The organism is Pseudomonas sp. WS 5503 (assembly GCF_012985385.1).
Taxonomy (GTDB): Bacteria; Pseudomonadota; Gammaproteobacteria; order Pseudomonadales; family Pseudomonadaceae; genus Aquipseudomonas; species Aquipseudomonas paracarnis.
In genome coordinates, this window is the sequence record NZ_JAAQWI010000003.1 from 310996 (window position 1) to 323141 (window position 12146).

A 12146-nucleotide genomic window follows, 5' to 3' on the forward strand; every position below is an offset into this window, starting at 1 on the left:
TTACATACGCTCCAGAGTTTCCAGGCCCAAGAGTTCCAGGCCTTGCTTGAGGGTGCGTCCAGCCAATGCGGCAAGGCGCAGGCGACTTTGTTTCTGGGCTTCGTCGTCGGCGGTCAGGATCGGGCAGTTCTCGTAGAAACTGGAGAACAGGCCGGCCACTTCGTACAAATAGGTGCACAGGATGTGCGGCGTGCCTTTTTCGCCAACGCTGTTGAGCACCTCGCCAAATTGCGCGAGCTTGGCCGCCAGTTCCTGTTCATGGACGGCGTCCAGCGCGATCTGGCCTTCGACTTCGCTGAAGTCCTTGCCCAGCTTGCGGAACACCCCGGCCACGCGGGTGTAGGCGTACAGCAGGTACGGTGCGGTGTTGCCTTCGAAGTTGAGCATCAGGTCGAAGTTGAAGCTGTAGTCGCTGGTGCGGTGCTTGGACAGATCGGCGTATTTCACCGCGCCAATGCCCACCACGCGGGCGATGTTGCGCAGGTCGGCCTCGGCCAGCTCCGGGTTCTTTTCCTTCACCAGGTTGTAGGCACGTTCCTGGGCTTCGGTCAGCAGGTCGATCAGCTTCACGGTGCCGCCGTCGCGGGTCTTGAAGGGGCGGCCATCGGCGCCGTTCATGGTGCCAAAGCCCATGTGCTCCATGTGCATCGGGTGGGTGACGAAACCGGCGCGACGCGCCACTTCGAACACCTGCTGGAAGTGCAGGGCCTGGCGCTGGTCGACGAAGTACAGCGCACGGTCAGCCTTGAGCACGCCACTGCGGTAACGCACGGCGGCCAGGTCAGTGGTGGCGTAGAGGTAGCCGCCATCGGCCTTGACGATGATCACCGGCAGCGGCTCGCCGTCGGCGGTCTTGAATTCTTCGAGGAACACGCACTGGGCGCCGTTGCTTTCGACCAGCAGGCCCTTGGCCTTGAGGTCGTTGACCACGTTGATCAGGTCGTCGTTGTAGGCGCTTTCGCCCATCACGTCGGCCATGGTCAGTTTCACATTGAGCAGCTCGTAGATTTCCTGGCAATGAGACAGGGAAATTTCACGGAAGCGGTTCCACAGCGCCAGGCATTCTTCGTCGCCGGCTTGCAGCTTGACCACCAGGCCGCGGGCGCGGTCAGCGAACTCTTCGGATTCATCGAAACGCTTTTTGGCAGCACGGTAGAAATTTTCCAGGTCGGCCAGCTCGTTGCTGGTGATCGGGTTTTCCTGCAGATAGGCCATCAGCATGCCGAACTGGGTACCCCAGTCGCCCACGTGGTTCTGGCGGATCACGGTGTCGCCGAGGAATTCCAGCACGCGTGCCACGCCATCGCCAATGATAGTGGAGCGCAGGTGGCCCACGTGCATTTCCTTGGCCAGGTTCGGTGCCGACAGGTCGATGACCACGCGCTGGCTGTCGCCGGCCTTGCGTGCACCGATGCGCGCATCGGCCAGGGCGGCATCCAGGCGTGACGCCAGGGCCTGGGTGTTCTGGAAGAAGTTGATAAAGCCTGGGCCGGCGATTTCGGCCTTGGTGACACTGGCGTCAGCCGGCAGGGCTGCGATGATTTTTTCTGCCAGGTCACGCGGCTTCATGCCGGCCGGCTTGGACAGCATCATCGCGATGTTGCTGGCGAAGTCGCCATGGGTCTTGTCGCGGGTGTTCTCCACCTGGATCGCCGGCGACAGGCCTTCAGGCAACACACCTTCGTTGACGAGTTGGGTGAGGGCTTGTTGGATCAGCTGGCGAATGGTGTCTTTCATGGTGTTCTCTTTCGACCGCAAGCGGCGGCGCGCGATGCGCAGGTGGAAAAACTGGGCATTATCCGTGGCGAGGGCGGGCTTGCCAACCGTTCAGACTATATGGCGGACCTGCGGGCCTCTTCGCGGGCAAGCCCGCTCCCACATTTAAGGGTATTCACATTTCATAATGTGCGAGCTGGCTTGCCTGCGATGACGTAATTACCCTCAATACAAATCTACCGGGTCTACATCCAGCGACCATCGCACCTGCCGACCGCTGGGCAGTTGCTCCAGCTCAAGCATCCAGCGACTTAATAGCCGATGCAGCGGGGCGCGGGAGGTTGCCTGCAAGAGTAGCTGAGCGCGATAACGTCCGGCGCGCCGCTCCATGGGCGCTGGCACCGGGCCGAGTAGTTCGATGCCACTGAGGGCCAGTTCGCCCAATAAACGTTCGGCGGCGCTGCAGGCCTCATCAAGAAAGCCTTCGGCCTGCCCGGGTTTGTGGGCTTCGGCACGCAGCAGCGCCAGGTGCGCAAAGGGCGGGAGGCCGGCGGCGCGGCGTTCGCTCAAGGCCTGTTCGGCGAAGGCAAAGTAGCCTTGTTCCGTCAGTTGAATCAGCAGCGGGTGGTCGGCCAGGTGCGTCTGGATAATCACCCTGCCTGGCTCTTCGGCCCGCCCGGCGCGTCCTGCCACCTGCACGATCAACTGCGCCATGCGTTCGCTGGCGCGAAAATCCCCGGAGAACAACCCACCGTCGGCATCCAGGATCGACACCAGGGTGACCCGTGGGAAGTGATGCCCTTTGGCAAGCATCTGCGTGCCCACCAGGATGCACGGTTGGCCTTTGTGGATGGTGGCGAACAGTTGGTTCATGGCGTCTTTGCGCGACGTGCTGTCGCGGTCCACCCGTAGCACCGGGTAGTCCGGGAACAGAATGCCGAGGCGTTCTTCGGCGCGCTCGGTGCCGGCGCCCACGGGCCGCAGGTCCACCTTGCCGCACTGCGGGCAATGGCGCGGTACCCGTTCCACATGGCCGCAGTGATGGCAGCGTAACTCGCCGTGGCGCTGATGCACCGTCATGCGCGCATCGCAGCGCTCGCACCCGGACATCCAGCCGCAGTCATGGCACAGCAACGTCGGGGCAAAGCCGCGGCGGTTGAGAAATACCAATACTTGCTGGCCGGCGGCCAGGGTCTGGCCAATGGCCTGTTGCATCGGGCCGGAAATACCGCTGTCCAGCGGGCGGCTTTTCACGTCCAGTCGCAGGAAGCGCGGTTGTTTGGCGCCGCCAGCACGCTCGTTCAGGCGCAGCAGCCCGTAACGGCCGGTGTAGGCGTTGTGCAGGCTTTCCAGGGACGGCGTGGCCGAGCCCAGCACAATCGGGATGTCTTCCTGGCGGGCGCGTACCAGCGCGAGGTCGCGGGCGTGGTAGCGCAAACCTTCCTGCTGTTTATAGGAGCCATCGTGCTCCTCGTCGACGATGATCAGCCCGGGGTTTTTCATCGGCGTGAACAGTGCTGAGCGCGTGCCGATAATAATGTCGGCCTCGCCATCCCGCGCCGCGAGCCACGACTCCAGGCGTTCACGGTCATTGACTGCCGAGTGCACCAAGGCGATCCGGGCATTGAAGCGTTGCTCGAAACGCGCCACGGTCTGCGGGCCCAGGTTGATCTCGGGGATCAGCACCAGTGCCTGCTTGCCCGCCTGCAGGGTTTCGCGGATCAGCTGCAAATAGACTTCGGTCTTGCCGCTGCCGGTGACGCCGGCCAGCAGGAATGCATGGAAACTGTCGAAACCGGCGCGAATCGCCTCATACGCGGCGCGTTGCTCGGGGTTCAGCGGCAACTCCGGCTGGGCCAGCCAGTGTTCGTGGCGCGGGTCCGGGGCGTGCTTGCGGATTTCCACCTGCACCAGGCCCTTGGCCAGCAGCAGGTCGAGGCTGTCTTTGCTCAGCATCAGTTTGCTTAATAGCTGATGGGCCACGCCGTGTGGGTGCTGTGCCAAGGTGGCCAGGGCCTCACGCTGGCGCGGGGCGCGGGCGATGCGCGGGTCGTCGAGGCGTGCGCCCGGCACCATCGACCAGAAACGCTCCTGGCGCGCTTCGGCCAGTTCGCCCTGGCGCAGCAGCACCGGCAGCGCCCAGCTCAAGGTATCGCCCAGGCTGTGTTGGTAATACTGCGCGGTCCACAGGCACAGCTTGAACAGCGCGGGCGGCAGCGGTGGTGTGGCGTCGAGCAGGGCAATTGCCGGCTTGAGCTTTTCGGCAGGCACTTCGCTGTGGTCGGTGACTTCCACCAGAATGCCGATCATTTCCCGGCGTCCGAACGGCACGCGCACGCGCATGCCCGGTTGCAACTGCGCACGCGACACGCCGGGCGGGGCCCGGTAATCGAACAGGCGGCGCAGGGGCGAGGGCAGGGCTAGGCGCAAAATGGCGTCGGGCACGCGAGGATTCTCATCAATAAAGGCAAGCGGTGGCGCAGGGGCGCGAGCCTAGCAGACCGGGGGTGTCCCGTCTTCAGTACTGGAATCGGATCTCCAGAACGGCTCAGCCTCCTGTGGGAGCTGGCTTGCCTGCGAAAGCGCTAGTGCAGTAACAGATGCAGTGACTGACACACCGCCTTCGCGGGCAAGCCCGGCTCCCACATTGACGGCGGTGTGTGAGGAATATCTGATGAAAGGAAGTTTTCGACCATTCCCGCCGCTTGCGTGATTAAAAAGGTCTGGTAGAATCCGCGGCCTAATTACGTGCGGTATTCGACAATAGTGTCGAGTGGCGGCACGCTAGCCCGAGGAAGTGCCATGAAAGCCGATATCCATCCAGCGTACGAAACCATCGAAGTCACCTGCAGCTGCGGCAACAAGTTCGAAACTCGTTCGAACCTGTGCAAGCCACTGGGTACTGACGTATGCAACGAGTGCCACCCGTTCTACACCGGTAAGCAGAAAACTCTGGACACCGGCGGCCGCGTACAGCGCTTCGCAGATCGCTTTGGTGCTTTCGGCAAGAAGCCTGCTGCTACTCCAGCAGAGTAAGGTTCAAGAGCCTTATGGGCTTTTACCTGCTGTTGAAAAAGGCGTCCCTTGTGGGCGCCTTTTTTGTGCCTGGGATTTGGCTGGCGACCGCTCAGGCCAACCCCTTCTGCCCCGCCCCGGCGGCCATCGTGCGTGTGGAGGTACAGCGTGTGGTGGATGGCGACACGGTGCGCCTCAAGGACGGTCGCAGCGTGCGTATGATCGGCCTCAACGCGCCGGAAACCGGCAAGAAGGGTCGCCCTGACGAGCCATTCGCTGTCGCCGCCCGTCAGCGCCTGCAGGCGTTGGTCAAGGCCAGCGATGGGCGTGTCGGCCTGGTGCCGGGGCGCGAAGGCAAAGATCATTACGGGCGCACCCTGGCTCACCTCTACGGCGCCAATGGCGAGAACCTGGAGGCGCAACTGCTGGCCGAGGGCCTGGGGTACCAAGTGGGCGTGGCGCCGAATGTGGACCTGGTTCCTTGCCAGCAGGCGGCCGAAAACAGCGCCCGCCAGGCACGGCTCGGCCTGTGGCGCCAATCGCCAGTGCAAAGCGTGGCGAATCTCAAGCGCTCCGGGTTTGCCCTGGTGGCCGGTCGGGTCAGCAAGATCGAGCGCAATCGCGGTGGAATCTGGATTGAACTGCAGGGTTCACTGGTATTGCGTATTGCGCCCGAGCTGATCAGCCAGTTCGATACGGCCATGCTCGATGGTCTGCAAGGCCGCACCATTGAGGCGCGCGGTTGGGTGCAGGATCGAGCCCGCCGTGGCGGCCTGAAAAAAGGCCAAGCGCGCTGGCTGTTGCCAATAACCGACCCCGGCATGCTGAAATCGGCGCTTTGAATAAAAAATTGTAGACATTTTTTATTTCGATTGTGAACAGTTGAGCCCTTGTATCCCGTGGCTCTTGGCCAAAAGTCGTAGCGCAGGGCCCTTGACACCTGTGACTGCCCAGTCTTGTAGGGACTTTACGACACGCGTATCCTCGGCGGTCCGTCGACCAACAGTAAAAGCGGAATGCCGATATGTCTGATTTGAAAACTGCCGCTCTCGAATACCATGCCCATCCTCGTCCAGGAAAGCTGAGTGTAGAGCTCACCAAAGCCACTGCCACTGCCCGCGACCTGTCGCTGGCCTACAGCCCTGGTGTTGCCGAACCCGTACGTGAAATCGCCCGTGACCCAGAGCTGGCGTACAAGTACACCGGCAAAGGCAACCTGGTTGCAGTGATTTCCGATGGCACCGCGATTCTGGGCCTGGGTAACCTCGGCCCATTGGCTTCCAAGCCAGTCATGGAAGGTAAGGGCGTGCTGTTCAAGCGCTTTGCCGGCATCGACGTCTTCGACATCGAAGTCGATTCCGAAAGCCCGCAGGCGTTCATCGACACCGTCAAGCGCATTTCCATCACGTTCGGTGGCATCAACCTGGAAGACATCAAGGCACCTGAGTGCTTCGAGATCGAAAAGGCCCTGATCGAGCAGTGCGACATTCCGGTATTCCACGATGACCAACACGGCACCGCGATCGTTACCGCAGCCGGCATGATCAACGCCCTGGAAATTGCTGGCAAAACCCTGGGCGAGGCGAAAATCGTCTGCCTGGGCGCCGGTGCCGCGGCCATTTCCTGCATGAAGCTGATCATCAGCATGGGCGCCAAGCTGGAAAACATCTACATGGTCGACAGCAAGGGCGTGATTCAGTCCGAGCGTACCGACCTGAACCAGTACAAGGCGATGTTTGCCCATCCGTCCTCCAAGCGCACCCTGGCTGACGCCCTCGACGGTGCCGACGTGTTCGTTGGCCTGTCCGGCCCGAACCTGCTGAGCGCTGAAGGCCTCAAATCCATGGCGCCGAACCCTATCGTGTTCGCCTGCTCCAACCCGGATCCGGAAATCTCTCCTGAGCTGGCCCACGCCACTCGCAGCGACGTGATCATGGCCACCGGCCGTTCGGACTACCCGAACCAGGTCAACAACGTATTGGGCTTCCCGTTCATCTTCCGTGGTGCCCTGGACGTTCGCGCCAAGCGCATCAACGAAGAAATGAAAGTGGCCGCTGCCAACGCCCTGCGTGAACTGGCCAAGCTGCCGGTACCTCAGGATGTATGTGACGCCTACGGTGGCGCCAAGCTGGAATTCGGTCGTGAGTACATCATTCCGAAACCAATGGACAAGCGCCTGATCACCCTGATCTCCGATGCCGTGGCCAAGGCCGCTATCGAGACTGGTGTGGCTACCCTGCCGTATCCAAAGAACTACCCGCTGCAAAGCGTGGATGATGTGTTCAACGGCTAAGCCGTTGTAGACGCACCCGCAAAAAAAGCCCCGACTGAGTGATCAGTCGGGGCTTTTTTGTGGCTGATGTCCCGTGGCTGATCTTTCCCACGCTCTGCGTGGGAATGCCCACCTGGACGCTCCGCGTCTGCTTTTAAGGTCGTGACGCAGAGCGTCACAGGATGCACTCCCACGCGGAGCGTGGGAACGATCGGCCGATCAGCGTGATCAGGTCAGAACAAATCGATCGGCGCGCCTTCATCCGCCGGCAGCGGGCTGCCCGGCACTGCGCCGTTGCCCAGTTCGTTGACCGATGGCGGTGTGTCTTCGCTCTTGAACAGCTCGAAGTACGCATTCGGCGTGCTCGGTGAAGCTGCGCGGCCACTGATCGGGTCGATGCGCAGGCTGAGGATGCCTTCTGGCTCTGGCTGGGTGTGCAGCGGCTTGTCCTTGAGCGCTGCGCCCATGTAGCTCATCCAGATCGGCAGGGCGACGGTGCCACCAAACTCGCGGCGGCCCAGGCTTTCAGGCTGGTCATAGCCGGTCCACACGGTGGTCACGTAGTCGCCGTTGTAGCCGGAGAACCACGCGTCCTTGGACTCGTTGGTGGTACCGGTCTTGCCAGCGATATCCGCACGGCCCAGGGCCAGTGCGCGGCGGCCGGTGCCCTTCTTGATCACGTCTTGCAGGATGCTGTTGAGGATGTAGGTAGTGCGGCCGTCCACGATGCGCTCGGCAACCGCTGGCGCTTGCGGTTCGGCCGGTGCGCCGGCGTTTGCGGCCGGCGGTGTGCCTGGCGTCGCCTCGATGGTGATACCGCCGTTGCTCGGTACCGCAAGCCCGTCGGTCGCGGCCACACCATTGACCACGTCGCCGGGTACCCGTGGCGGGTTGGCGGTGAACAGGGTGTCGCCATTGCGGCTTTCGATCTTGTCGATCAGGTACGGCGCGATCTTGTAGCCGCCGTTGGCAAAGGTGCTCCAGCCGGTGGCGATTTCCATCGGCGTGAGGGTCGCGGTACCCAGGGCCAGGGACAGGTTTGGCGGCAGGTCCGACTTGGCGAAGCCAAAGCGCGTCATGTAGTCGATGGTCTTGCCTACGCCCATCGCCTGCAACAGGCGGATCGACACCAGGTTGCGTGACTTGTACAGCGCCTCGCGGATACGGATCGGGCCGAGGAACGTGTTGGTGTCATTCTTGGGGCGCCAGACCTTGTCCAGATATTCATCGACAAACACGATTGGCGCGTCGTTGACCAGGCTGGCGGCGGTGTAGCCGTTGTCCAGCGCGGCACTGTAGACAAACGGCTTGAAACTGGAGCCCGGCTGGCGCTTGGCCTGGGTAGCGCGGTTGTAGTTGCTCTGCTCGAAGGCAAAGCCGCCGACCAGTGCGCGGATCGCACCGTTCTGCGGGTCCAGGGACACCAGGGCGCCCTGGGCGAGCGGCACCTGGCTGAATTTGAGGCTGTCATCCTTTTGGCGTTGCACGCGGATCAAATCACCCACCTGGGCCACGTCGGATGGCTGCTTGGGCATCGGGCCCATGCTGTTGGTGTTCAGGAACGGGCGTGCCCACTTCATGCTGTCCCAGGCTACATGGGCTTCGCCAGAGCGGGTCAGCACTTGGATGCCGTCCTTGGTTACCTGGGTGACGATGGCCGGGTCCAGGCCGCTGATCGAACGCTGTTTGCCCAATTCGGTGGTCCAGGCACTCAGGGTCTTGCCCGGCAGGCGCGACTCGGGGCCACGGTAGCCGTGACGCTGGTCATAAGTGATCAGACCTTCATGTACCGAGTGGTTGGCGATTTCCTGCAAGTTGCTCGGCACCGTCGTGGTGACGCGGAAACCTTCGGTGTAGGCCTCGCTGCCATAACGGCCAACCATCTCGGCGCGGGCCATTTCGGCGATATAGGGTGCATTCACTTCTGGGGTCGGCACGTGATAGCTGGCGTTCAGCGGCTCGGCTACGGCACTTTCATAAGCGGCCTGGTCGATCTTGCCCAGTTTGTACATGCGGCCCAGGATCCAGTCACGGCGTTCTTTACTGCGCGCCGGGTTGGCCAGCGGGTTGAAGCGCGACGGTGCCTTGGGCAGGCCGGCGATCATCGCCATTTGCGCCAGGCTGGCGTCACGAATCGACTTGCCGTAGTAGACCTGGGACGCGGCCTCGATGCCGTAGGCGCGGTTGCCCAAGTAGATCTTGTTGACGTACAGCTCGAGGATTTCATCCTTGGTCAACTGGCGTTCGATCTGCAGCGCCAGCAGGATTTCGGTGGCCTTGCGGGAAAAGCTGCGTTCGCTGGTGAGGAAGAAGTTCTTCGCCACCTGCATGGTGATGGTGCTGCCACCCGATTGAATGTGTCCACTTTTTACCAATTGCGTGGCTGCACGCACCAGGCTGCTGGGGTCTACGCCGTAGTGGTTGGCGAAATTATCGTCTTCGGCAGACAGCAAAGCGCTGATGAAATTGGGTGGAATGTCGGCGAAACGGATCGGTGTGCGGCGCATTTCGCCGAACTCCGCGATCAGTTTTTCATCGCTGCTGTAGACCCGCAAAGGAATCTGCAACTGGATACTTCTGAGGGCCTCTACGGAGGGCAAACCCGGACTAAGGTAGAGGTAGGCCCCGCTGAGTACGAGCAGCAGCCCGCAAACGATGGCGACAATGGAGTACCCGAAAAACTTCAGCAGACGAATCAAGGCTTTTGGATTTCCAGAGAAAAGAATGAGTTACGCGTCGGGGATGCATGGCAAACGATGGATCGACCCGGGCAGCAGATAAAAAGCGGGAAAAAACGCTGGGCATTAAAGCATTTTTCAGCTTGGGGCGTCATTCGCGAGCCTTGAACAAGCCGACCGAATGCAAGGTGCCTGGCAGCAATCAGGCGAGATGACAGCCGGTATGACAGGGAAAGTTTTGGGGAGTTTTATGGGAAAGGGATTTTTCAGGCGAAAAGTCGACACGGTGTTGGGGGTCGATATCAATGACAGCGGCATCAAGCTGATCGAACTGGGCCGTTCATCAGGCGGTTTCAGCGTCCAGGGCTACGTTATGCAAATGCTGCCGCCCCAGGCGGTGGTGGACGGCACCTTGCTGGACCTTGAGGGAGTGGGCCGTATGCTGCAACAGGCACTGTCGCGCCTGGGTACCTCGGCCCGGTACGCCGCCGTGGCGGTTGCGGGCCCGTCGGTAATTACCCGGCTGATTGACATGGACGCCGGCCTCAGTGATGAGGAAATGGCCTGGAAGATCCAGATGGAAGCCGACCAGTTCATCCCCTATCCATTGGACGAGGTGGCCATCGACTTTCAGGTTCAAGGGCCATCGGCTCAAGGCCCGCAGTGGGTAGAGGTGATGCTGGCGGCGTGCCTGCGTGAGCAGGTCGAAGCGCGCGAGGCGGTTTTGGCCTTGGCGGGGCTGGTGCCGCGGGTGGTCGATGTAGAAGGGTTTGCATTGGAGCGCGCTTGCCTTCAGGATTTTGCCAGCTTCACGCCGGGTCATAGAGTCGATGGTGCACAATGGGCCTTGGATGCCCAAGGGATGGGAGTGGCTTGCGGGCTGGCCCTGAGGAGTTTCGCTGGATGACACGAATCAATCTTTTGCCTTGGCGCCAGGCCCTCGCGGAGCGCAGGCGCAAATACCTGTTGGTGCTATTGCTGGCGTTTGCCTGCGTGGCGCTCGCGGCACTGTGGTTGGCTGATCAAGTGATCGACCAGGCGATAGACCGGCAGGTAAGCCGCAACAGCCGCCTGGAAGAGCACATCGCTACCCAGGACTCGCGGATCAGGACCATCGACGACTTGCAGGCGCGAAGCCAGCAACTGGCCGAACGCATGAAGGTGGTTCAGGACCTGCACGATGCCCGCTCTTCCGGTGCCCGATTGTTCGAGCAATTGGCTCGCTCGGTGCCTGAAGGTGTCCATCTGCATGAGGTGGTTGCGAACGGCGACACCATCAGCATTCGCGGCACGGCAGAAAGCAACCAGGATATCGCCCGTTTGATGCAGCAGCTCAAGCCAATCCACGGCTCCAGTTCGACCCGTCTGCAGCGCGTGCAATCCGAAGGTGCACGCGGCGAAAGTGAATTCCAGCTGATGGTGCGCCAGGGAGAGTCCAGTGAGGCGCAACCATGAGCCTGCCCAGGCTCGATTTTTCCACGTTCTCTTACAACGCTGCCAAATGGTCCCTGCCGGGCAAGGTGCTGCTTGGCTGTGCGCTGGCCGGCATGGTGTTAGTGCTAGGCGAGGTTTCGCATGGGGGGCCGCAGCGGGAGCGATTGCACGGGCTTGAGGCGCGGGAGCAGGCGCTGCAGCAGCAACTCACAGAAAAGACCGGCCTGGCCGCGAGCCTTGAGCTGCGCACCCGGCAAGTCCGGAGCATGGAAGACAATCTCGCCAGCCTTCTAGGGCAATTGCCCGGCGAGTCCGAGGTGCCTGCCGTGCTGGAAGACATCGCCCGGCTGGCGGCTGTTCATGGGGTGTGGGTCGAAGGCATCACCGTGCTGGATGAAGCGCCTCGGCAGCTTTATATCGAACAACCCATGCAGATAAGCGCGTCCGGGGTTTACCACGACCTGGCGAAGTTTGTCAGTGCCTTGGGTGGGGTGCCGCGGGTCGTTACCGTGCAGGATGTTGCGCTCGGGCATCAGGGTGCCTTGTTGCGTCTGAACATGCTCGCCAAGACCTATCGCAGCACCCTGCAAAACGGCAAGGCCCGTCAGGTGCTCGACCCAGGGCCGCAATTTGTCTACGAACCCTCGTCCTTGCGCGACCCGTTCACGCCGCCCGCCTTGCAGGCACCGCACGTTCCGGGCCGCCCGGCCTTTGCCCCGGATTTCACCCGGCCACGGGGACTGTTGGAGGGTATGCGCCTCGATCAGTTCGAAATGGTCGGTACGTTGTCCCGTGGTGCGCAGGCCTTTGCCTTGTTGCGGGCTGGGGCCAGGGTGTATCGGCTGGCGGTGGGTGATTACCTGGGGCCGGACCATGGCCAGGTCACGGCCATTCAAGACGCTGCTGTCGAGCTGGTGGAGCTGTTTCCCGATGGACAGGGCGCCTGGCTGGAACGCCCGCGAACCCTTGTGCTGAACGTCAACTCATAACGGAATCAAACAATGAAAAGGACCTTCTCGTCCTTCGGTGTG

At 61.8% G+C, this 12146-nt stretch carries 9 protein-coding genes; 6 read left to right on the plus strand and 3 right to left on the minus strand.

Going from position 1 to position 12146, the window contains the following annotated elements:
- A complete protein-coding gene (argS, locus tag HBO10_RS10545) occupies positions 1-1737 on the minus strand; it encodes an arginine--tRNA ligase (protein WP_034125570.1) in 1737 nt (578 codons plus the stop codon).
- Positions 1738-1941: 204 nt separating this feature from the next.
- Positions 1942-4161: a primosomal protein N' gene (locus HBO10_RS10550; protein ID WP_034125571.1), complete on the minus strand. Its 2220-nt coding sequence runs from the start codon at positions 4159-4161 to the stop codon at positions 1942-1944.
- Positions 4162-4518: 357 nt separating this feature from the next.
- On the opposite strand from HBO10_RS10550, the gene rpmE reads away from it, so the two are divergent.
- The 3 genes from rpmE to HBO10_RS10565 all read left to right on the plus strand — a co-directional run bounded on the left by rpmE (position 4519) and on the right by HBO10_RS10565 (position 7024).
- Positions 4519-4752 (plus strand): 50S ribosomal protein L31, encoded by a 234-nt coding sequence (rpmE, locus tag HBO10_RS10555; RefSeq protein WP_005784030.1) that lies wholly within the window; start codon positions 4519-4521, stop codon positions 4750-4752.
- A gap of 14 nt (positions 4753-4766) precedes the next feature.
- A complete protein-coding gene (locus HBO10_RS10560; protein ID WP_034125572.1) occupies positions 4767-5573 on the plus strand; it encodes a thermonuclease family protein in 807 nt (268 codons plus the stop codon).
- Between the two features lie 182 nt (positions 5574-5755).
- Positions 5756-7024, plus strand: coding sequence for a malic enzyme-like NAD(P)-binding protein (locus HBO10_RS10565; protein ID WP_005784034.1), 1269 nt, complete (start codon positions 5756-5758; stop codon positions 7022-7024).
- Positions 7025-7236: 212 nt separating this feature from the next.
- Here the strand turns inward: HBO10_RS10565 and HBO10_RS10570 are convergent, their stop codons facing one another.
- Positions 7237-9702, minus strand: a complete 2466-nt coding sequence (locus HBO10_RS10570; RefSeq protein ID WP_034125573.1) for a penicillin-binding protein 1A — start codon at positions 9700-9702, stop codon at positions 7237-7239.
- A 229-nt stretch (positions 9703-9931) separates the two neighbouring features.
- Between HBO10_RS10570 and pilM the strand changes: the two genes are divergently transcribed.
- From pilM to HBO10_RS10585, 3 genes are read left to right on the plus strand one after another with little or no spacing between them, the layout of a single operon-like run.
- Positions 9932-10588, plus strand: a complete 657-nt coding sequence (gene pilM, locus HBO10_RS10575) for a type IV pilus assembly protein PilM (protein WP_034125864.1) — start codon at positions 9932-9934, stop codon at positions 10586-10588.
- A complete protein-coding gene (locus HBO10_RS10580; RefSeq protein WP_034125574.1) occupies positions 10585-11136 on the plus strand; it encodes a PilN domain-containing protein in 552 nt (183 codons plus the stop codon). Before pilM ends, HBO10_RS10580 begins: the two co-directional genes overlap by 4 nt.
- A complete protein-coding gene (locus HBO10_RS10585) occupies positions 11133-12104 on the plus strand; it encodes a pilus assembly protein PilP (RefSeq protein WP_034125575.1) in 972 nt (323 codons plus the stop codon). The genes HBO10_RS10580 and HBO10_RS10585 overlap by 4 nt, the downstream gene beginning before the upstream one ends.
- Positions 12105-12146: the final 42 nt, after the last annotated feature.